The organism is Rhodococcus sp. T2V (assembly GCF_029269925.1).
GTDB lineage: Bacteria > Actinomycetota > Actinomycetes > Mycobacteriales > Mycobacteriaceae > Rhodococcus_F > Rhodococcus_F koreensis.
Map to the genome: position 1 here is coordinate 1 of NZ_JARJBD010000062.1, position 22,418 is coordinate 22,418.

The 22,418-nt window shown below is 62.8% G+C and carries 20 protein-coding genes and 1 pseudogene; 10 read left to right on the forward strand and 11 right to left on the reverse strand.

All coding sequences use genetic code 11. The features are described 5' to 3' along the window. Positions 1-642: 642 nt before the first annotated feature. Positions 643-966: a hypothetical protein gene (locus P3H15_RS36230; RefSeq protein WP_276141652.1), complete on the reverse strand. Its 324-nt coding sequence runs from the start codon at positions 964-966 to the stop codon at positions 643-645. Between the two features lie 172 nt (positions 967-1,138). After that, on the reverse strand, positions 1,139-1,534 hold the full coding sequence (locus tag P3H15_RS36235) for a hypothetical protein (protein WP_276141653.1): 396 nt from the start codon (positions 1,532-1,534) through the stop codon (positions 1,139-1,141). A 201-nt stretch (positions 1,535-1,735) separates the two neighbouring features. On the opposite strand from P3H15_RS36235, the gene P3H15_RS36240 reads away from it, so the two are divergent. The 4 genes and pseudogenes from P3H15_RS36240 (at position 1,736) to P3H15_RS36250 (ending at position 6,009) form a co-directional block, all read left to right on the forward strand. Further along, positions 1,736-2,128, forward strand: coding sequence for a hypothetical protein (locus tag P3H15_RS36240; protein WP_276141654.1), 393 nt, complete (start codon positions 1,736-1,738; stop codon positions 2,126-2,128). Between the two features lie 246 nt (positions 2,129-2,374). Then, positions 2,375-2,557 (forward strand): annotated as a pseudogene (locus P3H15_RS55855) (AAA family ATPase); the annotation flags it as partial. 300 nt (positions 2,558-2,857) lie between these two features. Then, a complete protein-coding gene (locus tag P3H15_RS36245; protein WP_276141707.1) occupies positions 2,858-4,285 on the forward strand; it encodes an ATP-dependent endonuclease in 1,428 nt (475 codons plus the stop codon). Beyond that, entirely contained in the window at positions 4,282-6,009 is a 1,728-nt protein-coding gene (locus P3H15_RS36250; protein ID WP_276141655.1) for a UvrD-helicase domain-containing protein, read from the forward strand. The genes P3H15_RS36245 and P3H15_RS36250 overlap by 4 nt, the downstream gene beginning before the upstream one ends. Before the next feature lie 137 nt (positions 6,010-6,146). On the opposite strand, the gene P3H15_RS36255 is transcribed toward P3H15_RS36250, so the two are convergent. Beyond that, complete coding sequence (locus P3H15_RS36255; RefSeq protein ID WP_276141656.1) at positions 6,147-6,368, reverse strand: hypothetical protein; 222 nt, start codon at positions 6,366-6,368, stop codon at positions 6,147-6,149. 136 nt (positions 6,369-6,504) lie between these two features. Here P3H15_RS36255 and P3H15_RS36260 point away from each other — a divergent pair, with 136 nt between their 5' ends. Next, positions 6,505-7,179, forward strand: a complete 675-nt coding sequence (locus tag P3H15_RS36260; RefSeq protein WP_276141657.1) for a hypothetical protein — start codon at positions 6,505-6,507, stop codon at positions 7,177-7,179. Then, positions 7,148-8,272: an XRE family transcriptional regulator gene (locus P3H15_RS36265; protein ID WP_276141658.1), complete on the forward strand. Its 1,125-nt coding sequence runs from the start codon at positions 7,148-7,150 to the stop codon at positions 8,270-8,272. The genes P3H15_RS36260 and P3H15_RS36265 overlap by 32 nt, the downstream gene beginning before the upstream one ends. Positions 8,273-8,674: 402 nt before the next feature. Here the strand turns inward: P3H15_RS36265 and P3H15_RS36270 are convergent, their stop codons facing one another. From P3H15_RS36270 to P3H15_RS36280, 3 genes are all read right to left on the reverse strand, one after another. After that, positions 8,675-9,037 carry a hypothetical protein gene (locus tag P3H15_RS36270; RefSeq protein WP_276141659.1) on the reverse strand — a complete coding sequence of 121 codons (363 nt, stop codon included), beginning with the start codon at positions 9,035-9,037 and terminating at the stop codon, positions 8,675-8,677. 337 nt (positions 9,038-9,374) lie between these two features. Then, positions 9,375-9,767, reverse strand: coding sequence for a hypothetical protein (locus tag P3H15_RS36275; protein WP_276141660.1), 393 nt, complete (start codon positions 9,765-9,767; stop codon positions 9,375-9,377). A 26-nt stretch (positions 9,768-9,793) separates the two neighbouring features. Beyond that, complete coding sequence (locus tag P3H15_RS36280; RefSeq protein WP_276141661.1) at positions 9,794-9,979, reverse strand: hypothetical protein; 186 nt, start codon at positions 9,977-9,979, stop codon at positions 9,794-9,796. A gap of 805 nt (positions 9,980-10,784) precedes the next feature. Here P3H15_RS36280 and P3H15_RS36285 point away from each other — a divergent pair. Next, positions 10,785-11,549, forward strand: coding sequence for a hypothetical protein (locus P3H15_RS36285; protein ID WP_276141662.1), 765 nt, complete (start codon positions 10,785-10,787; stop codon positions 11,547-11,549). 125 nt (positions 11,550-11,674) lie between these two features. Continuing rightward, positions 11,675-12,694, forward strand: coding sequence for a hypothetical protein (locus P3H15_RS36290; RefSeq protein ID WP_276141663.1), 1,020 nt, complete (start codon positions 11,675-11,677; stop codon positions 12,692-12,694). Between the two features lie 76 nt (positions 12,695-12,770). Here the strand turns inward: P3H15_RS36290 and P3H15_RS36295 are convergent, their stop codons facing one another. From P3H15_RS36295 to P3H15_RS36310, 4 genes are all read right to left on the reverse strand, one after another. Then, entirely contained in the window at positions 12,771-13,853 is a 1,083-nt protein-coding gene (locus P3H15_RS36295) for a patatin-like phospholipase family protein (RefSeq protein WP_276141664.1), read from the reverse strand. Next, positions 13,850-16,321, reverse strand: a complete 2,472-nt coding sequence (locus P3H15_RS36300) for a ThiF family adenylyltransferase (RefSeq protein WP_276141665.1) — start codon at positions 16,319-16,321, stop codon at positions 13,850-13,852. The genes P3H15_RS36295 and P3H15_RS36300 overlap by 4 nt, the downstream gene beginning before the upstream one ends. Further along, positions 16,318-17,625: a hypothetical protein gene (locus P3H15_RS36305; protein ID WP_276141666.1), complete on the reverse strand. Its 1,308-nt coding sequence runs from the start codon at positions 17,623-17,625 to the stop codon at positions 16,318-16,320. Before P3H15_RS36305 ends, P3H15_RS36300 begins: the two co-directional genes overlap by 4 nt. 255 nt (positions 17,626-17,880) lie before the next feature. Next, the gene (locus P3H15_RS36310) at positions 17,881-18,624 is read right to left on the reverse strand and encodes a hypothetical protein (protein ID WP_276141667.1); all 744 of its coding nucleotides are present in this window, start codon (positions 18,622-18,624) and stop codon (positions 17,881-17,883) included. 643 nt (positions 18,625-19,267) lie between these two features. Here P3H15_RS36310 and P3H15_RS36315 point away from each other — a divergent pair. Beyond that, on the forward strand, positions 19,268-19,639 hold the full coding sequence (locus P3H15_RS36315; protein WP_276141668.1) for a hypothetical protein: 372 nt from the start codon (positions 19,268-19,270) through the stop codon (positions 19,637-19,639). 217 nt (positions 19,640-19,856) lie between these two features. Here the strand turns inward: P3H15_RS36315 and P3H15_RS36320 are convergent, their stop codons facing one another. Next, positions 19,857-20,393: a MarR family winged helix-turn-helix transcriptional regulator gene (locus P3H15_RS36320; RefSeq protein ID WP_276141669.1), complete on the reverse strand. Its 537-nt coding sequence runs from the start codon at positions 20,391-20,393 to the stop codon at positions 19,857-19,859. An 825-nt stretch (positions 20,394-21,218) separates the two neighbouring features. Here P3H15_RS36320 and P3H15_RS36325 point away from each other — a divergent pair. Next, positions 21,219-22,403, forward strand: a complete 1,185-nt coding sequence (locus P3H15_RS36325) for an acetyl-CoA C-acetyltransferase (protein ID WP_276141670.1) — start codon at positions 21,219-21,221, stop codon at positions 22,401-22,403. Positions 22,404-22,418: the final 15 nt, after the last annotated feature.

Genomic DNA, 22,418 nt, shown 5'->3' on the forward strand with positions numbered 1-22,418 from the left:
CCGCGGCGCTGCTCCCGGTGCTCCGCACCGGGAGACGGGGCGAGTCGCTTCGCTCCCCGCCAGGGAGCCGCTGCGCGGCTCGCAGCGGGCCGATTCCCGTTGCCGTCGATCGAGTCGCTTCGCTCCTCTGCGTTTCCGAAATAAGGCAATCACCTGCATCTTTGATCGGAACGTTCGATCCGGTCCCCCACACCCCAACGAGGCTGGGGACTCGGGTGGACGCTCCCGCTTCACCGCCAACTCGCCTTCCCACGCCGCTCCATGTCATACCCCAAGCATACCACCCGCCCTCACGCAACCCAAAACAGGCGAAAACCTAGAAACACCTAAATCTGTTAAATTACAACAGATTACGAACCTCATAGCCTCACTTCTGTGCACAATCTGCGTAAATCTTTATCATCCAACTGATTACTCAAAAATATTGTAAATCAACAACTTTCAAAATCGGCTCCAAAACGGACGAAACAGACACCCGCGCCCGCTCCATACCCCGGCGCCCCGGCACTGGACCACACAGGTCGCCGGCGACCCCGCATCACAAACCGGGGACATGTCATCACACCAGGTCACAACACCATCACACCCCTCACACAGCCGTGGCCCGCACCTCGGAAATCGGGTACGGGCCACGCGGCACGCTCAGTCCGGGGTGAAAAACAAGTCCATCCCGATGACGAACCACGCCGCCAACGCGGCGATCGGCATAAACGCCAGCACAAACGGAACGGCGAACTGCCGGGCAGCGCGCCACGGAACCGTCACCAACCCGAACACCACCACCAGCACCGCCCAGCTCACCCAATACCCGGCCGGCGGCGGATCCGGCCCGAACGAGGTGAACGACCCGTGCGGATACACCCGGGGTCGTGGAACCTCGAAGAAGTGCTGCCACAAGATCACCGCCGGCACATAGCAGAAGAACCCCACCAGCAGACCCGCGATGACGCCCAGCGAAATCCGCAACCCTTCCCCGATCCTGCGGGTGTCACCTCGTCCACACCACCCATCATCGGACGCGCCCATGACGGATCACCCGGGACATGTCATTTTCCGAGGCCAAAGCATCCTCCGAGGCCACGGTTCTTGCCGTCCACAAGAACACCCGTGATACTTCGCCCGACACAGCTCACCGTTTTCATTTCACGCCAGGACACAGATAGTCCGGAGCCTTGACGTGGATCGCAATGGCAACGTCACCCATCACACCGAATTTTCTATACAGGTAGTTCTCGACATGCTGATCGCCGTTCCGAAGGAGGTCACACGCGGAATATCCGAGGTTCGCAAGTCGTCGAGGACTGATGTTGGCGGGCGCAAGGTTCATGACTGCATACACGTAGTCCCACTCATTGTCAGTGAGATCGCGGTCGTCATCGGTGTCTGTCAGCCTCGGCGATATCGAAGTCCTCAGATCTGACTTCGCCGGGGGGGAGTCGGAATCGCGAGTCACAATCCCCAGGATCACCATGACAAGACCCACCGAGACCAGCGCCACCCCAACGATGAGGCTCTTCTTGTGACTGCCCTCCATGGCATTCAGTATGGGCACGAACCCGGCAAACCCGCCCCACAATCGCCACTGGACATGTCATCCCACCAGGTCACAGCCACATAACCATCACCATGCAGTCCCCGGAGTTGGCAGTACCAGCCGCGGCACCCATATCCAGCCCATCGCGTCCCCAAGTCCGGTGGGTAGAAGTACCTTCACAAGATGTCAACGCGAATAAGTGTGAAGATGAACCTGGGACCGAACGCTCCTATCCAGATCGTCAGCGCAGTCGTATCCGATCTCAACACCATTTGCGCACTAAGTACTGATCTGGAGAAGCAGATCACCCGCGCGGATATGCTCTCCGAGTTCTATGCGGAAAACCTGTGGTCTCGAGTGTTGAGCGATAAGAGGTATAACTTCTATGGCTTCCAGACATGGCGAGTCCTTCCGGAAACGGACAGGGATTTTTACTTCCTGAGCCGCGGTCCGCTGCAGGATCTCGCTAGTTCCGCCGTCGAAGCAGAGATCAGCCGGATGATCGAACGACAGGGCAGGGCCTCCGACGGGGAGGTGTACGTTGCGAGCCTGAGTTACACCAACCCTCTTGAGGCCGTACTAAATTTAATTTAATGACATACGCGCGCGGCAACACTCGGATCAACTGGAGAACGCCACCGACGCCGCGCGTCTCTCCACGAAACACACAATCGAGAAGATAACGTCATTGCTACCCGGCACCTACCGGGGAGGCGGCCGCCCAGCAGAGTGCCTGAGCGGTCGTTGGTGATTCTCGGAGGGGAGAACAGATCTGTGACAACTGTCACGGCGAGTCCGGCGTCGGAATCGATCACCCTGGGTGAAACGCCTACCTCAGGAATGTACCTTCGAACCTTCACCGTCGCCGGGTTCCGATCGTGCGAGCAGATCACCGTTCCCCTGCACCCGACAGTCACACTCCTGGTCGGCGAGAACAACGCAGGCAAATCCAACATCATCGAGGCGCTACGTCTGGCGACAGCTCCACTCAGCGGGCGTCGCACCCGCTATTTCGAAATCGATGATGCGAAGGAAGGAAGCACCGAGCCGATCCGGCTGACCTCACAGTTCTCTGGATTGACAGCATTCCAGCGTGCCCACTTCATCGGTGCGTTAGACATTGCCAGCAACGAGGCAGTACATGTGACACGATTCCGCCCCTCGGAGGACGTCGGGGTCCGTGGCCGAATCGAGAACCTGGTTGGTGATCCGCCCGGACCCGACCCGGAACCGGACAAACGTGACCAGGTCAATCACGTCTATCTCGCACCACTCCGAGATGCGCAACGAGAACTCGACTCCGCATCAGGAAGTCGATTGGCGGTGATCATGCGGCACCTTGTCGCGGAGAATGATCGCGACACCTTCTTGGCTCAGGCACAGGACGCACTGGACAAGTTGGAAGAACACCCTGCTATCACGGGGGTCAGTTCCGGCGTTCAGCAGCACCTTACGGACCTGACCGACCCCGTACGCAAACAGACAGTGCGTCTGGGATTCGAGCGGCCCCGGCTCGAACGGCTTGCGCGAAGTTTACGACTGAAAATGGCCGAGCACGATGTCGATCCAGCCGATCTATCGATGTCCGGACTCGGGTACGCCAACCTCCTCTTCATCGCGACCGTGGTTCTCGAGCTGCAGCATGCACGGGAATCAGAACTCACGCTGTTCCTGGTGGAAGAGCCGGAGGCGCATCTGCATCCACAGTTGCAGGCCGCTCTCATGGAATTCCTGATCGAGCAAGCAGAGATGTCGGTGCGTGACGACAACGAGGGGCCGGCCGGCCGAATCCAGGTCATAGCCACGACCTACTCACCCAACCTCGCAAGCGCGGTGAAGACCGAGAACGTGGTCGTCGTCCGCCCCGCAGCGAGCTCGGGTGCGGGCACCGCGGTGATCCCCCTCGCCGAAATCCCGCTGGAGCGAGAAGAGCGACGCAAGATCGACCAGTATCTCGACGTCACCCGGTCCGAGCTGCTGTTCGCACGCTCGGTGATCCTGGTCGAGGGAATCGCTGAAGCCGTTCTCCTGCCGGTGCTGGCACGACACTGCGTCCTCACTGGATCCTCACCCTCAGAGCAGCAGAACCGTAGAACCTTCCGGGGTGTGACCGTTATCAACGTCGGGTCTGTTGACTTCAAGCCGTACATCAAGCTGCTCCTACACGAGGTGAACGGCAGTCGGTTGGCCGACCGTCTGATCGTCATCACTGATGCAGACCCGGAACTGACTGCGGATGAGAAGAAAACCAAGAAGAAGGATCCGAAAGCGGGAGACGCCGCCGGAACCACTCCACCAGACGGGGACAGCGCCGAACCACAGGTGGATAGCGATGAGGACGCGACCGTAGCTACGGAAGACGAGAACGCTGACAAGATTCAGTACAACCGCGGCTCAGACCTCGAGAATCTACGAACCGAACTCGGCGTGGGCGCGGAGGTCTTCCACATTTCGGAGGCACCCCACACACTCGAAGCGGATCTGCTGGTTCCCGGATCGAACAACCACATCGTGCTGGGCAAGGCGTACCTCGACCAGCACCCGAAGTCCCAGCGACAGTGGGGCGAGATCGTCGGCAGCAATAGTCCTGCACGAACTTTCTACGTGCGGCTGCGAAACTCCAAACAACTGATCAGCAAGGGACAGTTCGCGCACGACGTGGCACGACGAATTGCCGACGGACACCAATTCGAGTGCCCGGACTACCTCATCGAAGCCGTCGCAGCCTCGGTCCGCAGGTCGACCCTATGACGGTGCCGCAGCTAACTTTCACACCAGCACAACAAGCACTCATTGACGGACAAACCTCGATCTACGTCGATGCATGCCCCGGCGCGGGAAAGACCCAAGCGATTGTCCAGCGCTTCATCAACCGGGCAGGGAGCGAGCCAAGGCGCGGAGTCGGACTCATCTCGTTCACCAACGCCGCAATCGACGAGGCACGATCACGCAGTGGCAGCAACGCCGCGCTCCTGCAGGTCCCCAACTTCGTCGGCACGATCGATAGCTTCATCAATCGGTACTTCGTCGCACCGGTGTTTCGCTCACGCAACAGCCTCGCACCAACCTTCCGCGACAACTGGTCCACCGTGCCCGGGACAACAGCGCAGGCCAACGGCGGACTGCAAGCTCCCCTCGACTGGTTCTCCTTCGACCATCTCGGCACTGCAACGTTTCACATCCGACGCGTCCCAAGGACTGCCAGAGGATGGCTCTCCGGCCAAGAGCCCTGGAGAATCGAAGCATTGGAAGGCGCGGCGTCACGACTCTGGCGTGACCAGGTGAACCGCGGCGTCCTCGATGCAGCGGCGTCACGGGTACTCCTGACGCAATACCTCCAAATGGACTACCGCGATCACTTCATTGCATTGATGCAGGCTCGGTTCTCCGAGATCATCGTCGATGAAGTCCAAGACTGCAGCCGCGAAGACGTGGCAGTGCTCAACCTCCTCCTCGACGCCGGGGTGCGATTGGTCCTGGTCGGAGACCCCGACCAGGCCATCTACGGATTCCGCAACGACACCGTCGATACCGAACTCGGAGCCCTCCTCGCCCGCGTCCCGCGCGGCACCCGATTGGACGGCAACTTCCGCAGCTCACCGGCGATCTGCCGAGCCGTCGACAGCCTCCGCTACGCCGGAGCGACCGACGTCCCCGTCGGCATACATCGCACCGTCACGCACCCAGTGCATCTCCTCTCCTACACCGACGAGCAGGACGCCCGCCACCGAATCGGGCACGTACTCGAACAACTCCACTTCGGCCGCAACGAAACCATCGTGCTCGCGCACCACACTGACAAGGCCCGCAGTTTCGCCGGCGCCCCACCACCAATGAATCCGAAGAGCCACAAACTCGTATGGCTGGCCGTGCTGATCGACAAGATTCAGGACCAACACTCTTCGGGTCCCGAACGAGCGCAGGCTCTACGGTCGCTGGAACGCCGTTTGAGGGAACTGTGCCCGGAGGACCTGTCCGCTCTCAGAATGGATGCGTATCTCGATGACCGCCGACTGACCGCCTCGCAGTTCCGCGAGCGATGCCTTCGTCTGGCTATGGGGTCGGTCCCTCCCTTCAGCTGCATACCGTCCGAGTTCAAGGCGCACCTCGCCTCACAAACGGATAGCCAACGTGTCCTCGGATGGTCTCTCAAGGGGGTGAACAGACCGCCAGGCGATGTGTGGCCCACGCTTCCGACCGCATCCGTCGCGACGTTCGAGTACTCGACTATCCATGGCTACAAGGGCTTGCAAGCACCTGCAGTCGTACTGGTCATTCCGAAACCATTTAAGGCACAGGAGGAAGACGGAGTCGAGCAGTGGTGCGCCGACGAACCTGGCGAAGCCCGACGCGTCTTGTATGTCGGCGCATCCCGAGCGCAACAACTGCTCGTCATTGCAGTGCACGAAAGCGTGCACGACTCAGTCGCAACGACTCTGAAGGACGACGGGGTGGCCATCCAACTGCTCTCGTGACCGTCCACGCACAAGAGCTCGCCGAAAGCATCGCTCGGACACGCCCGGCAGGCTCACAGTGCAGCGCTTTCGGTGGTGGCTGGCACCGCCCCGAACCCGACGGCGTCGATTCGGTCCATTCGGTTCCTCAGCAATATTTATTCAGTCTGCTTGGGATGCCCTGTGCACGCGTGCTTCAGCCACAAGGTGCGGTGCTCGATGTCCATCACGTACAAGATCCGACCGCCGGCGGTGACCTCGTACTGCCACTGCTCCATCTCAACACCGTTGTGCACCCCGGTCGCGAGCTTGCCCTTCAACTGGTGATGGCGTGTGGTCGATTCCTGCGCGACCGCGCGGCGACGCAGTTCCTCGTACACAGCGAGGACCGTCGATGAACGACCACCGGCAACTACTGCACCACACCGAACTCAGATCGACCCGTCGTGACCTGCTAATGTTCCGGTTTTGTGCAAGAATCTGAGGGAAGTATCCGTAGAGAAAGCGAGACGTCGAGTGGCACAGCCCGCACCCGCGCATAGCCCAACCATCATCGGGCCCGATCGCGCGGCCGAGTACCTGGCCCAGATGGGCATCGAGATCGCAGACATCAACGTTGCGATCGAGGCTGGCGAGATTATGGCCGGCAATATCACGACCCACCATCCGATCACCGCTGCTGGGCTGACTCGATGGATCCACGTGGTCGGTCGCCTTCGCGAGATGCTCGCAGGCAGTGGGCAGTGGTCACCCGACAACCCACACAATCGTCCGATCTCTAAGCGGAACGATGCCCGATACACGCTGTCCACGGTGGGCGGCGATGAGGGGACCGGCATCGCCGACCATCCTCGTGGCCCGTCCGCGGCGCGCAAAAAGGGCAAGGCCACAGCCGAGGCCGTGAACGGGATGGACTCCCTCATCCGCATCGAGACGCTTCGGCCGAGTCCTGACAACGGGGACGGAACTACACCCCCGAATGGCAACTGGTTCCTCGTCTACCACCGCGCCGACGGTTCGGTCCGCCTGGAGGTGTCACTGCCTCTAGGATTTGACGAGAATGAAGGTCAGTTCACAGGCTGGCGTGTGCGCGTCATCCTGCCGGACTGGCGTCCCAAGGAAATCAGCGAGAAGAAGCCGCTCGACGTAGGGGGTCAAGATGTCGACTTCCAAATTTTCGAGGCCAGCTAGCTCTTATCTGGAGCCGGACCGAATTCGGATTGCACGAATGAGGCGCGGATTGACCAAGATCGAGCTGGCACGGAGACTTTCGGTCACTCCACGCACTGTGACGAAGTACGAGTCAGGTGACGCTCCGGTGAACGCCGCCCAGGCACTCGCGGAAGCACTCGATTTCCCCGCCTCATACTTCCATCGGGCCGAGATCTCCATGTTCGAAGCGCCTGACGTGAGCTTTCGTGCTGCCCGCCGCGCGACGGCGCGTGAACGAGACTCGGCAGTCGCGGCGGGCGTGTCCGGGGTCGAGATCGACCGATGGATCTCGACGCAATTCGTCCTCCCTACCGTCGACTTGCCAGTATTCGCCGGCGAGAAGCCAAAAATGGCGGCGAGTCTGCTTCGTGGAGTTTGGGGACTTGGGACCAAGCCGCTTCCGAATCTCGTGCAATTGTGCGAGTCGCGGGGAGTCAGGGTCTACAGCCTTCCGCCGATCGCGGATGCTGTCGATGCATACTCGATCTGGCGGGCGGAGGTTCCCTACGTGTTCCTTGCGCGGCGAAAGACACCTGAGCGAATCAGGTTTGACCTCGCGCACGAACTCGGGCACCTCGTGCTTCACGGCTCCGACTCCGAGGAAAGTGCAGCGCACGAACGGGAGGCTGACGCCTTCGCGTCCGAATTCCTGATGCCGGCGGCCAGCGTCATCGAGTACCTACGGCAGAACCCCTCTGTCGACGAGTTACTCAACGTGCGTAGCCAGTTCAAAGTATCGGCGACGGCACTCGCCTTCGCCGCGCACAAGGCTGGTCGAATGTCTGATTGGGCCTACCGTCAGACTTGCATCGAGCTGTCCCAGAGAGGATTTCGCAGATCCGAGCCTGGTGGAATGTCGAACTATGAGATGTCCAGGGTGTTCCCTCAGGTGCTTGCCGGGGGAAGATCAGCGCGGGTCAGTGCGCGGATGATCGCCGATGATTTGGACTTACCGTTAAGTGATGTGCATGCATTGACGTTCGGGGCTGAGATCAGAACCGCTCAGTCCACCGAGGTCACTAGCGACACCAGCCGACGGATCCCCACTCAACGGCATCTCCACGCCGTATAGGGCTCGAGAAACGCCCCCACCCTGCACTGTGCAGGTGGGGGCGTTCTTATGTGCGTAATCCGTGCCTGGTCAACCCATCAGGCGAAATGAAGCTGGCCAGCATATGCCCGTGGCAGGCGGCCATCGCCACCATGGCGTTATCTCGCGTCCGACCGTGCGGACAATGCCGACCGCGTCTCGCCCGACGACAGTCTCAACTGTCGCACAAACCTGCCATACGCCCCTCTCCCGCTGCGCGCGCAACACATGCGACACTCTCCGACCCCCCAGCGCGCCGAGATCTCACCGTCGCGATCTACGATCTTCAGAGAACGGCCACGCGGTTCGTTTCGAGCGGTGACCGGTGCCACTTCCGACCCGCACCAGCATCTACGCAACTCTCGGCTGCCTCCACCAGCGCCGTCACCGCCGAGCCACCCGCGTCACCGTGTAACCCAACGACTCCGCCAACAAGTGCAACAGATCATCCGCAGACGGCAACGCCGTCCGATCCCGAACCGCATCGCACCCGGTCCGGTCCTCGCACATGCACTCGCTGTTGCGGGCACCGTTCTCGAGGCCGGAGTCGAGGCCGCAGCAGTCCACCGTCACCGGGTCGAGCACCCACCGATCTATGCCGTCCCAGTCCCGCATCAGGTACACCCAGATCGATTCCTCGATGGAGTGGGTGCCGCGCGCGAGGGCGCGTTCACCCTGCGACAGGTAGACCCCGGCGGGGGTCGGGACGGTGACATTCGCCGTCATGGTTGTGGTCGTGGGTGTCATCGTGGAGTGCCCTTCCTCGCTCAGTGGTTCACCATCGGGGCGAATACCGTGCCGGTCAGCAGGGCGTCCCTCTGGGCGTCAGACAGCCCCACCGTCTCGCCGTTGCCGTCGTGGCCGGGCGAACACCACCACCCCGCAGAACGGCTGCCAGATCGCCCCGTGGGCGCGTGCAATCGCCATCGCCATCAGATTCACCTGCGCATCGGCGACGATTTGCGCCCTCGTCGTCGCCCCACATGCCCAACTCGTCGGTCAGCCGCACCACGTCGAACCAGCGGCACCCGATCGCAGACCGCAACGCCGCACCTGTGGACACAGATCCGCACCGCCTGCGCAATCACCGTCGTCTGGGTGCTGATGTCGTTCTTGCCCGCACCCCGCGCACCGTGTAGTCGTCGAGTTCGAGACCGTGGCGGCGGAACCCACCACGACGGCGACCTACCGCCCGCGCCCCACTCGCGATGGACGACGTCCTCGGCGTTCTCCGCCGACCGCGCCTCCACCGCCAAACTGACCGGGTCGTGATCGTGACCTCGCACTCCACCGAGAACTCCCGGCGGCGCGGCGGCAGGTCGTGCTCGGCCATGAACCGATCGAACTCGCCGCACAAGTTGTTCTTGTCCGCCCACTCGTGGGCGGAGGTCGCGATCGCGTCCACCCACTTCACGTGATCGGCATGCGCCCCCTCGAGGCGCTCCCGCAGCGTCGCCGCCTCCCGGCGCGCCACCATGCTCGCCGCAAAGCGAACCCGCCACCCTATCCCAGAACACCGGCACCGGACGCTGCAACGACGCAACCACTACCTGACACGGGCGCACCCGCCCCCTCCCACACCGGGGCCTCCGGCGACAGCGGCACCACCGCCACCGACACCACCCGCTTGTCCTCGGCAACACCCGCCACCGACAACATCGACACCTCAGTGCGGTCCGCCTCCGTCATGCACCTCGACGTAGACCCCCATCCGCCGGGAACACCCCACCAGCCGCGGCGACTACACCCGCCCCGCTCGTCACGTTGTCGACAACTGCAACGTCCACCGACATCACAACTCCAAACCCCCAGCCCCAGCCGCAGCCAGGCTCACCGAAGCGGAAGGGTGGTCAGCCCCCTCTGCCCCGCATCAATTGAGAACACCGAAAACATAGCCCACACCACCGACACACGAAACGCGAGACACGCTGTACAACACAGTAATTCGAGCAATACACCACTCGCAAACCCACCCCGGAATCGAGCCCCCAGAACGCCACCTGCCCATCCCGTGCGGGGGCACGGGATGGGCAGGTGGAAAGTCCCGTAACGCATGCCTGGGAACGGCACCGTTGCCGTCCCCCCGACGCGGCGGAAGAGGAAACGTGGCGGCTGCTCCTACACTGCTCAGGTGATATCCCCTCCCTTCGCGGGCACAGAGCACCCCCACGGTTTCAATTTCAACTACAACTTCTGGTTCGAGTGCGGAGACTGTGGCCGCCGCATTCAGGTGCCCGCATCCGCCTACGACCGGCAGGCCCAGCGCGCCGAGCCGTATCCCGTGTGCGGGTGCGGCGCCACAATCGACATTGCGCGGGTAGTGCCGATCGTTCGCGACCTGTCCGACGTCGATCACCACGACGCCGACGTCGACCGCCACGTCTGGTATCACTCCAGCACCCACAAGGACTGGCCACTGTCCCCGGCCGCCTACCGCCGCCTCGCTGCCGCCCGAATCACGAGTTCAGCGCTACCGCCTGATCAGCATGCGGAGATGATCGACGAACAGTGCGCATTGGCACTGCACCTGGGCACATACGCGGCGGCGGTCGAGAACATGCTGCGCCGCATGGTAGATGAGGACTTCTCTGGTGAGAAGTACTGGCTGCATCAGGTGGAGATCCGGCTGCAACCCGGTGAGCTGTCACCTGGCGTCGGCGGGGAGCTGAGCGGCTGGTTTGGCGACGTGCCGCTGACGAAGCTCACCGAACTCGGCGCTCGCGCGGTCCGGTACGTCAACACCCACGAATCCGTCGGATCGATTTCACTCGTCATCGACCCGCAGGTAATCACCAGAATACGAACGATACCGCTACCGACCGAGGCGGCGATCCTGCCGACTACCGCGGCCGCCACACAAGCCGTCATCCGCGCCACCAGCGACCTGGAGGCGGCCGAACACCTTCGACCCGACACCACCGGAGTACCTGAAGATCAGATCTTACATTCAAGCCTGAAGGCCACCCTGGCAGCGCGAAGGGGCCTGGTCGAGGGCCGCGCCGTGGAAATCGCCCAGCAGATGCAGCGGTATCGCGGTCGACAAGCCGCGATCTCGGCATCGCTGACGGATGCCCTCGCCAACGCATATCTGATTGATGTGAATACCCAAGTGCGCGAGAAGTTCACCAGTGTGCTTCCGACCGAAACTGATCCCATCGAGTACCACGATCAGTTCCGTCTCATGGCCGGCCTTCTCGCACGGCCGGACACAGTGGTCCAGCAGTTCGAGGTAGCATCGCGGCGAGCACCGATCCGGTGAGTGCCGATGCGGAGCCTTGGGTTCTGTTTACATGCCGTGGTGCCGGTATCGGCGAATACGAACCTATAGTCAGAAGCCGCCCAATTGAACTGAACCCCGTCCACCGGTAGTGGGAAGATCGATCGATGTCCGAAGACGAACCGGCACCCATACGCCAGGTCCTAGCTGGCGGAGGATCCGCCGTTGCGCATGACCATGACGTTGCGCAGCTCGTCGAGTCAGCGGCTGCATGGATCGACGAAGCGCTGAAGGCGTGGAGCGAGAACGACTACGGGAAGGTAGCCGTTCTCGCTCCGCTCGCAGTCGAGCACCTCGGTAAGGCCGTGTTGTGGAATGAAAACCCAGTGCTCGTTGTCCCGCTGACACAGGATGCGGAGGCCACTTTGTTCGGGTTGGCGACCGAGCCCAGGCTGGCAGACCCAAAACTCCGAACCGTCGGCCTGGCGACTCTCTTACGCCGGCTCGATTCACTCCTCGGGGGCTTGCCGATCGGCAAGTCACAGCGCACCCGAATGGTGGAGGTCCGCAACGGTGCCATGCACGTCGGGACACCGGCGCAATCGCGACATGTCCTCATCGACTCACTGGCCGTGTGCAACGTCATGCTCGAGAAGCTGGGGCGTCAATCGAGCCACTTCTATCGCGATCACCACGACAGCGTCCAGGAACTGATGGACCAGAAGCGCACCGAAGTGGGCCACCATGTCACCGCGAAACGAGCGCGGGCACGAAGACATCTCACTGAATTGGAAACACGACTCGGACCGGACGTCTTCGACGAGGCCACCCATAGGCTCGAGGACGAAGCCCCAGAAACGCTCGACTCCATACATCTCGGGCCAGGAGAGTGGGCTATCGACAGGGACTGTCCGGAATGCGGCTCACGCGGACGATCATTCGGCCCCATCGATCTCGAGCCAATGGGCTACGACGGAGACGAGCCGTCCCAATTCTCCCTGGAGTGGGAGATAGCCTTCACGCCGAAAGGTTTCGCGTGCAACGTCTGCCGTCTGTCTCTGAGCGGGGCGCAAGAACTCCAAGAATGCTCACTTCCCGCCTTCCGACACGAGGTCGACATCGAGAAGTTCGGCGACAACTTCGATCCCGAAGTAGTGGCCGACCAGTTGTACGGGATCGACGACTGATGCGCGGTGTCGACCCCTAACACCACCCGCCCCGCACGCAACGAGGCCCGCCCGAGGCGCACTTGACTACGATTCTTCAGGCACCCAATTCCGGACAGTAGTAGCAGAGCAGAACACGGGTGAGTTGTTCACCGCGGATCGTGATCGCAGCGAGGTCGTTAGCACTCATCTTCCGGAAGTCGGTCGCATAGTCCACGACTGCGGAGCGGGGAACCAGATCAGCGAGATGGACGGGCAGCTTGCCGTCGTACTGCGCGAGATAGCTGTGCACGATGCCGCGAACCTGGCCGGACCTCGCCGCCTCGTGGAGACCGGATCGTCCCGCGTCTTGCGTCTTGCCGTAGGTAATGTCGAAGACTCTCGGAAGCCGTTTGTGTATGTAGTTGGATGACGACTTGATCGTCTTACCGCGGCCGGCGTCGGAGACGATTAGGTAGTCGACGTCGTATACGTGACTGGTGAATCGGCGGTCACGGCCCGGCATCAGCGCCGAGAGACCCAGGTTGTCGTACACGCCGCCGTCGGTGAGTACGACCTGCTGTCGGTGGTTGGTCCCGTCCCGACGGGTGAAGGTGAACGTTCGGGTCATCGGTGGCAACAGGAGTGGAAACGCTGCCGATGCGGCGACAGCGTCGGCAACCGAAACGGGGTCGGTCACATCACCGTGAGACCAGCACGAGCTGACTTCGCTGCCAAAGCGCATCGTGTTCATCGTGTCGAGATCGGTGGCGGTGATGACGGTCGCGAGATCGGGGTGGGTGACCTCTTCGATCGGCTTCCTGCCGAACTCGCGGACTTGCAGTGCGGCGATCAGGCTGTCGGCCCGGGAGAACCCCCTCGGCTGCCGTAGCGCGAGGGAGCGTGTAGTGCTTCCGATGCTTCGCATGACACTGCGAGGCGATGCGGCGCGTTTGACGAGCTCGAACTGAAGTCCTTGCCGCAGCAGGCTGGTCACGGTGTCGTCGAACTCGTCGAACGACTCGGGCCCGTAGGCCCACATCGCCGCCAGTAGGCTTCCGCCGCTGATCCCGGACACGACGCGGACGTGACGCAAGAGATCGCGGTCGTGGAGGGCACGCAGGCATCCGAGGCCGAAGGCGGTGGCTCGAAACCCTCCCCCGGAGAGAGCCAGTCCGATGCGCGGGTCTGTGGCGATCATCGGTGAAGTCCGAGCAATCGGCGAAGGGCGTTGACGGCCGGCGTCGGTACCGGAATGCCGTAACCGCCTGGGAAGTACATTCCTTCTGGAGGTGCCGGTGGGGGCGACGAATTGCCGTCTCCGGTAGCGAGGCGGTGGACGATGCGGGCGTAGAAGTCGGGTGGGGTTCCCTGATCACGCCAGTCGAGCCAGGTTGCCTGGTTTCCGCCGAGGATCAACATGAGCGCTCGTCGCCCGGTGCCGTCCGGTGCCACGAGGGAGGCCATGCCTGCCTCGTCGGTTCGGCTTGGGCGCGCAAGTCCGAATGGGTGTGTGTGCCACATTCCCGCGAAACCGATCCGATTGGCGGTCTTAGAGCGGTGGTGATCGAGGATTTCCTGGCTTCCCTTGGTGCCGTGGTCGAAGTGCAGTGCCGACAGTCTGCTGTCGGGGGTTGGGCCAGTCGCGACATCGACCGAGAGGGTCCCGGTGGCGTCGTCAAAGGATCCGAGCAGCATGCCACCGGTCTCGATTCGGTCCCCGCGCAGGCGGGCGCCTCGCCGCACCTCTGCTCGTATCTCGGTCAATGCACGTTGGGATATGCGGACTTCTGTTCCTGCGTGGACGTCGGTGACGACCTGGTCGTTGGGCCAACCAAGTCGGTCAACAGTGTTCCGTCCCGCTCCGGGCAGCCGCACAACGGCAGCGGTCATGGGGTATCGGCCAGCGGATGCGGGGGCGGAGAGGATGCTCAACGCCTCGACCAGCAGCATCGATGCCAGCGCGACCACTTGCGCGGACGAGCCGATGAAGGTGGGTGCCGAGCATCCCGGCTCCGGGAAGAACATCTCTGTCCGTGGTGGGTCGGGGAAGAAGTCTGCGGCTACATCCGACCAGGCTCCGGTCATGGATCCGGACGCCTCGATTGCAGTGCGGCGGAGGATGTCGTGGCCGGCTCCGGTGGCGCCGGGCATCGACACGGTGATCAGGCCCCGGGAGGCATCGTGTCCGAACAGCCCTGTGATCACCGGTGGCCATTCGTGGCGCCGGCTCGCACGGGCACGTTCGAGTGCTGCCCGGACACCGCCATCGGCGGTGGCGTCGACGACGAGGTCGAATTCCGGTGGCTCCGCGTCCGCCCGCAAGTAGTTCGCCACGACGTCGCCGCTCTTGTATTGAACGGTGAGATCACGTCGGATCTCGTTGAGCCGGTTCGCCAGCATGGACGACTTGGTGTAGCCAATGTCCGCGTCGGTGTAGGGCTGTCGGACCAAAATGCCCGGTGAGACGCCGCCCTTGTCCGCCACGGTGAGCTCGGCGACGCCCGCTCGCACACAGTGCTCGGCAATCGGTGCGCCGAGCGCCCCACAGCCGAGTACCAGCACCCTTTTCCCACGCAACCAGGTCGCCGCGGTGTTGGTGTCCCGGCGCCGAGTGACCTCGGGGCGATCTTCGTAGATGACCATCCAGGTCGTCTTGGCGAACCCCAGCCAGTTGTTCGCGAGCTCGGCGACTCTGCCCTTCAACGGTTCCGAGGATCCGATCTCCACCTCCCCGAGCAGTTCGGTGAGGTCGGTGCCGAATTCATCGAACTTCCATGCCACCAGGTGCGCGAGCCGTGTGGTTCCTTCCACACGCCGCGACGGTGTGCCGAGGATCAGTGCGGCCGGCGCCTTCTCTTCCGATCCTGCTCGGATCGCAACCTGTGCCGTGAGCAACGCGGCGGTAGTGATTGCGTCGAGTAGTTCGTTCCTCGGGATGCCTGCACGGTCGAGGTGATCAGCGAGAGCGGCGGCCTTGTCCGGATACTCGAAGCCCAACTCTTCGCTGATCAGGAACGCAGGGGTCACGAAGTGCGGTCGGCCGGCGGCGTCCGCCGCGGTGAGATCGTCGGCGAGTACCCGCTTGCATGCCTCTCCGAGGGTGAGCCATCCCAGGACGTCGATACGCTTGCCGTGGCGTCGACACCAGGCGTAGAGCGTGCTGGTGCGCTCCGCACTTGCGGGCGCCCACGGGACGCGGACACCGAGATCGGGGTGGATGACGATCCACCCGTTGTCGTAACTCGAATACGCCACGGGTGGGTGAAGCGGTTGACCTTCGGGATCGAGCGTTCCCTCGGCGGCGCGCTCGAGCCACAGCATCAGCCGCGCGATCAGTCCGCGCATCCCGTCGGCGGGGTTCCATTCGACCGAAACAGCGGCATAGATACACAGATGCGACCCCCAATTCACGTGTGGGGTGCCGGACCACCGGATGTGGGGCACCCGCACGGTCGGGGGTTTGTAGGGGAAGGTGTCGGGGACGACGAATTCGAACCGCTCACGGTCCCGCACCCGGATACCACCGTTGGCGGTACGAATCCCGTGGGTATCGAGCGAGACCGTGAAGGTGGTCGAATCGCCGGCCTCCACAGTCGCCAGAACTTCGATGGCGCCGCCACTGGCCTCAGCCAGCTCTGTGAGCTGTGTCGCCGCCAGGTCGCTCAACGGCCGAACCCGACCGGCACATCGGGGACGCTGGCACCGCCGCGGTCAGCAGCGATCGCCTCCTGGACAAGTTCAGGTCCGGTCAGCTGCGATTCCGCGGCGGCTGCAGACGGCAGCTCCCGCGCGACGGCGACAGCCGCGGACGTCACCGCCGCCAGCCGACGACGGCTCGGGAGCGTGGCGGACTTGGCGAATCCGGCACTGGCAGCGAGGGCAGACACCGACTCGCGCACGATGCGCGCGCCGGAGGCGTCCACGCCGAAGACCACCGGGGACGGCGCCTTCTCATCACCCCACGACATCGTGCAGATGAGCTCGGCGATCTCCTGGTACCGGTCTCGTGCCTTCCGGTGCGGCGGGTTCATCCCCGGTTCGTCCTTGGGACGGAAGGTGTCGCTGCTGCTGACGATCACGACGTCGTCGTGACGGGCGTTGGCGGAAAAGTTGTCCAGCACATCCTCCTGCAGGACATCCTCGCCGTCGACCGAGATGTACATGACCTTCTTCGAACAGTGGTGTGGCGCGAGCAACAGATCCCACTCCAGCCGCTCCGAACGCCCCTTGGCGGTGCTGTAATTGAAGATCTTCATGATCGTGTCGTGGGCGAGGTCACCGAACAGCAACATCTTCCCGTCGACCCCGCTCTCGTCGGTGAGGGTGATCTGCATCGCCAGCGACGTCTCGTTCCGTTCGGCAGCGCAGTCGTCGACGAACGGGGCATGGAAGAACGCCTCGAATCGGTCGGAGCAGTCGTGCTCGTCGAGGGTGCTCACCGACTCCCCTGGCCAGGACAGGTATTTGTCCGGCAGCTCGGAGTAAGCATGCGAGTCGTGGTCGGTGTCGTAACCGATGACGAGGATCCGGTCCCCGCTGTCTGGTTCCTTACCGGCGCCGATGGCCTTTTTCGTGGCCGCGACCCGACGCTCGGACTCTTCCTGGAACGCCTTCGCGTCGGGGCACGGGTTCGGAGCGTCCTTGTCGGCGAACTCCCGCCACATCCTCGGCGTTGCCCAGAGTTCACCAATGCGGACACGTGAGAGCAAGTCTTCGAATCCGAGGCAGTGGTCCATGTCGGCGTGGGTCAGCGCGAACACTGCAAGGTAGGGGACGCCGTCGACGACGGGTAGCGCCTCGACGAGCCGGTCGACTACCGGTACGTGCGGGGTGTCGTCATCCTGTGCCATTGCAAGGGCGTGCAGGTCGACCTGCATGACGATCTCGTCGTCGAGCACGATCGTGCTGCTGTCCCCGGTGCCCACAGGCCAGAACACCGCACCGCGATCCGGCAACTCATTGTTTGCCACTGCTCCTCCTTCACCGGCGACGGCCGGCTGGTTCGCCTGGCGTTTGCCCGGCCTGGAGAACGATAACCGGTCCGACCGACAGCGAACGCCGGACTCGGATCCGATCCCGCGGCCGCCCGCGCCAGACAACCGAGGCTCGGAGTGGCTGCGATACGTCCATCCCCGCCTTCGCTCCCGGGTCGGCCGCGACGAATGGTCGAGAGGGGACGGCTCGGCGGCAGGTAGCCCCGCCGCGCTCATGGCTGCACGAGCTGGTCAGAGCTCGATGGGGCACTTCCGCCGGATCTCGATGACCGTGCTCATGCCTGCGCACCAGTCCCGGACCTCGGGGCTGATCGCGGCGAGGAGGCGGAGCGCGTCGTTGTGTCGGGCGGTGATGTTCACTCCGAGCAGGGGCTCCATGTGCGAGACGCGGTTACGCAGGCCATGCAGACGAGCGGCCCGGTCGGCGACGATGTATCCGTTGGGGTCATTTGTGTTGTGTGGGAAGGCGTGATGCAGCGCCTGCTGCCACAGGATCCGCCGGGCGCGGTAGCTGGTGTCGGTAGTGGTCTTCGCGGGAAGCAGTTTCGGCCACACACCGAAGGTGATCTGCGCGAGGATGTCGTCGTGCGTGACCGGCGCCCCCTTCCGCGGGTGCGTGGCATCCCGGGTGCCGTCGGCTGCCGTGGCATGGTTCGTTGCCGTCCTCCGCGAGCCCCGGGTCAACGAGTTGAGAGGACGAGCCGGATCGAGGAGCCAATCCTGGCCGTGAGTACCGCCCGGCGGGCTGCGGCGCGGCTGGCCAGCGTTCCACATGCGCAACTGTTCGTCGATGGAGTTACGCAGTGCCACCTCGGTCACCGCGAGGACCTGCTGGAACGCCGCCGACAGCTGCAGGTTCCACCTGTACAGCTCCAACGCCAGATACGGGTCATTGCCGCACCGCGAGGTATAGGTGGCCAGACGGACCGGATGCAGATACTTGTTGACCGCGAGAATCGTCGCGTGCTTTGGCATCCGTCCAGCCCTCCGCTACCATAGATTCCAGATACGAGGACAAGGTCCCTCGTAAACACATGGAGTTCCCCCCACGGCAGCTAGGCCGTGGGGGTTCTTCATTTCAGAAGCACCCTATCCACTCCCCTGCATCACCATGCCCACCAGGCCCTCCGTATCATCCGTCCCCGTTTGCTAAAAAAGCGACAACTGTGACTGGTGATGCTCCTGTGATCTAGCTGCTTAGTTGCTGAGAAGCGTCGGGCCCGAAACGAGATTCACCGCGAAGAGCCTCCTCACTGCCGCGCTGATCGCCACGATGATCACCACGGAGGCAGGAATCTCTTCACGGCCCAAACGCATTTGACCGAGCACGACCGAATTCGGATCAATCGGGCACACGCACGCTTTCTCAGACGTACCTCCCACGCATAATTCCGGGTCGAACCTGCAGGCGATGGAGACGTGCCGTACGTCAAGGCAGTATCGCTTTCACCTGACGTGAATCATCTGAAATCGGCGATCTGGGACCACAATCTGGTTAGCCCAGAACATACTTGGCAAGTCAACATACTGGGACCGGCATCGCCCATGATCCGGACTGGAGGCTAGTGTGCCTACAACCCGAAATGATCCTGGGTGGCCCGAAGCGGTTCGAGCTGCTGTGGAACAGAAGCTTCGGCAAGGCTCCGGCGGCACCTGGCCTACACGAATAGTCGCGACGTGGCTGGATGGACGGTGGCTGTACATCGTCTACCGCAGAGAGGGTTGCGACGCCTTCTACGGGCTTTGCCAGAATACGTACATCGGGATCACTGGTAGTGATTGGCCCGATGCGGAGTCGATCGGTTGCGAAATTGCTGTTTACGGTGTTTTCGAATCGCACGGGTCCGCCGAGCCGAGAATGACGGGACCACCCACGACGATCTACTGGTTGGGAGAGGTGCATGGCACAGCAGCCCGTGATGTCACCGAACTCCGACCGGATACCCTGTGGCCACAGAAAACGCAGGTTGAGATGCGGTTCGACCGCTGACAGGCGTGGGATCGAGGTCGGAAGTCGGGCCGGATCGACGATTCCAGCGGTCCGCATTTGGTCTACGTGGATACAGGTGCGGCGCCCCTACCGGAGGCTGGGACGGTCCGCGAGACGTCAGCCTGCAAGTTCAGCTACACGGCGGCAGCGACGACTGCCTCCACCGGACAACACCGGCGATGCGTCGATTGGCGCTCCCACCAACTCCGGGCCTTGGTCAGTCATTTCCTGGATCCTCGAACTGTGCAAGGAGGAGCTTGAGGAGCCTGCGGAGCTCGGCGTGATCGGCGGTGCCGATCAGCGTCAGGAGTCGTGACTCATGATCCATGAGGTCGGAGACGACGTCGTCGACGAGTTGGACTCCCTTCCTGGTCAATTGCACGTCGACTCGGCGACGATCCTTCGGATGGAAGCTCCGCTTTAGCAGGCCCCCGCGCTCGAGCCTGTCCAGTCGGTTCGAGATCCCACCAGGGGTGATCAGCGCGGCCTCGGTGAGTTGCCCGGCCGTCATCCGATACGGTTTTCCGGAGCGTCGCAACACCGCGAGAACCTCGAGTGTCGCATGGTCGGTTCCGAGCTCGGCTAGACGTTGGCTGCGTTCACGCTCCAAATAGCGGGCGATGCGCCAGATCCTCGATACGATCCCCACTGAGCTCACGTCGATGTCCGGCCGTTCACGGACCCATGCCTGTTCGACACGATCGACACCGTCGTCGCCGGCGACGTGGCGGACCGATGGCACCTCGATACTCATGTGATACCCCGTCATTGTCTCTGCAATTAATCCGATCGAAACTATTCACCACTAAGTAGTTATGTACCGAAAGTTTAGCCTGTTCCTGCAGTGCCGCCAACTGCACAGCCAACCAGTCCGAATCCGAGGGTATTTCGACAGTTTTGGGGTTGCGCCGAGGGAAGTTCCAGCAACGGCACAAGACAGTCCGGTAGGGGGCCCGCGCCTGCGTCGGGCCCAAAATCCGCCGATCTCGCCGACATCCCTTGACCTCATGAGGCCGCTCGTCAGGTGAGGCCCGCCGCCACCTACACCCCACATTTGCCGCGCCCGACCACGCCCGCACTGAGTGGGGGGCGACCTCGAGATGTCGGACGCAGTTCGCGCAGGTCGACGACTGCACATGGCCACACACTTCCTGGAAGACCGGCTCGGAACACTGGCCCGAATCGCCCCCGACGATTCGGACCAGTGGCGTCCATCACACTCGTCAACCGTATGGGCTCAATTTCTTAGTCGTCAATTACCGATCTCTGCAAAATTTTCCGACATCAAAGGGTTTCGATGCCCTCGCCCCCGAGTTCCCGCAGAGAAGAACCAGGCACGACACGCCTAATCATGCTGCAGTGCAATAGTTTACATCAATTCGTTCGTCTCATGACGGGTGCGGACTCCGGCTATCGGTTCGCGCCGAAGGGCACTTGCCTCGATGGCAAGTCTCGTTCAGGATCTACCGATGTTGCGCATCCTCCCACCGGGGAGGCATTGCACTTCACGATCGTTTCCCCCGAGTGCTCGATGGCGCCCGCCTGTGGTCGGGCGCTGGCGGGCAAGTTAGGACAGCTGATGGCGACTTCCGTGATTGTTTCCGGTGCCCGGACCCCCATGGGCCGGTTTATGGGGTCTTTGCAGGATGTGTCGGGTGCGGATCTCGGTGGAATCGCGATTCGAGGAGCATTGGGGAAGGCGGGCATCGCCCCCGCGCTGGTGGAGTACGTGATCATGGGTCAGGTACTGACGGCTGGCGCGGGACAGATCCCGGCCCGGCAGGCGGCGGTCGCGGCCGGGATCCCGATGGACGTGCCTGCGCTGACGATCAACAAGGTGTGCCTGTCAGGCATCGATGCGATCGCGTTGGCGGATCAGTTGATCCGCGCCGGGGAGTTCGAGGTGATCGTCGCCGGTGGGCAAGAGTCCATGTCCCGGGTGCCACATCTGCTGGAAAAGTCGCGGGAAGGCGTCAAGTACGGCGATATTGCCTTGCGCGATTCCATGGCGTTCGACGGACTGCACGATGCTTTCACCAATCAGTCGATGGGGGCCCTGGCCGAGACCAAGAACCGGGAGGTCGGTCAGGGAATTACCCGGTCCGAGCAGGACACGTTCGCGGCGGCGTCGCATCAGAAGGCGGCACGGGCGTGGAAGGACGGAGTGTTCGACGACGAGGTGGTGCCGGTGTCGGTTCCAGAACGTCGCGGCAGCCCGATGGTATTCGACGAGGGGATCCGCGCAGACACCACAGTGGAGTCGCTGGCGAGGCTGCGACCGGTCTTCAGCCGGGACGGGACCGTCACCGCGGGATCGGCATCGCCGATTTCCGACGGTGCGGCAGCGGTGGTGGTGATGAGCCGGAAGAAGGCCGAGGATCTCGGGTTGTCCTGGATCGCCGAGATCGGGGCGCACGGAGTGGTAGCCGGTCCGGACTCGACCTTGCAGTCGCAGCCCGCACGGGCGATCGCCAAAGCCTGCTGGCGGGAAGGCATCCATCCACAGGATCTGGACCTGGTGGAAATCAACGAGGCCTTCGCAGCGGTTGGGATCGCCTCGACTCGCGAGCTCGGACTGGATCCGACACGGGTCAACGTCAACGGTGGAGCGATCGCACTGGGCCATCCTCTGGGTATGTCCGGGGCGCGAATCACGCTGCATCTGGCGCTCGAGCTGCAACGCCGCGGTGGCGGTGTCGGCGCGGCCGCCCTGTGCGGTGGCGGCGGCCAGGGCGATGCGCTGATCATTCGAGCCCCGAAGTAAAAACGTCTGCCATAT

Coding starts and splice junctions, on each gene's coding strand:
- P3H15_RS36235 (WP_276141653.1), bottom strand. CDS start 1,534: ATGGAGGGCAGTCACAAGAAGAGCCTCATCGTTGGGGTGGCGCTGGTC.
- P3H15_RS36250 (WP_276141655.1), top strand. CDS start 4,282: ATGACGGTGCCGCAGCTAACTTTCACACCAGCACAACAAGCACTCATT.
- P3H15_RS36265 (WP_276141658.1), top strand. CDS start 7,148: ATGTCGACTTCCAAATTTTCGAGGCCAGCTAGCTCTTATCTGGAGCCG.
- P3H15_RS36270 (WP_276141659.1), bottom strand. CDS start 9,037: ATGACACCCACGACCACAACCATGACGGCGAATGTCACCGTCCCGACC.
- P3H15_RS36275 (WP_276141660.1), bottom strand. CDS start 9,767: ATGGTGGCGCGCCGGGAGGCGGCGACGCTGCGGGAGCGCCTCGAGGGG.
- P3H15_RS36280 (WP_276141661.1), bottom strand. CDS start 9,979: ATGACGGAGGCGGACCGCACTGAGGTGTCGATGTTGTCGGTGGCGGGT.
- P3H15_RS36285 (WP_276141662.1), top strand. CDS start 10,785: ATGATCGACGAACAGTGCGCATTGGCACTGCACCTGGGCACATACGCG.
- P3H15_RS36290 (WP_276141663.1), top strand. CDS start 11,675: ATGTCCGAAGACGAACCGGCACCCATACGCCAGGTCCTAGCTGGCGGA.
- P3H15_RS36295 (WP_276141664.1), bottom strand. CDS start 13,853: ATGATCGCCACAGACCCGCGCATCGGACTGGCTCTCTCCGGGGGAGGG.
- P3H15_RS36310 (WP_276141667.1), bottom strand. CDS start 18,624: ATGCCAAAGCACGCGACGATTCTCGCGGTCAACAAGTATCTGCATCCG.
- P3H15_RS36320 (WP_276141669.1), bottom strand. CDS start 20,393: ATGAGTATCGAGGTGCCATCGGTCCGCCACGTCGCCGGCGACGACGGT.
- P3H15_RS36325 (WP_276141670.1), top strand. CDS start 21,219: ATGGCGACTTCCGTGATTGTTTCCGGTGCCCGGACCCCCATGGGCCGG.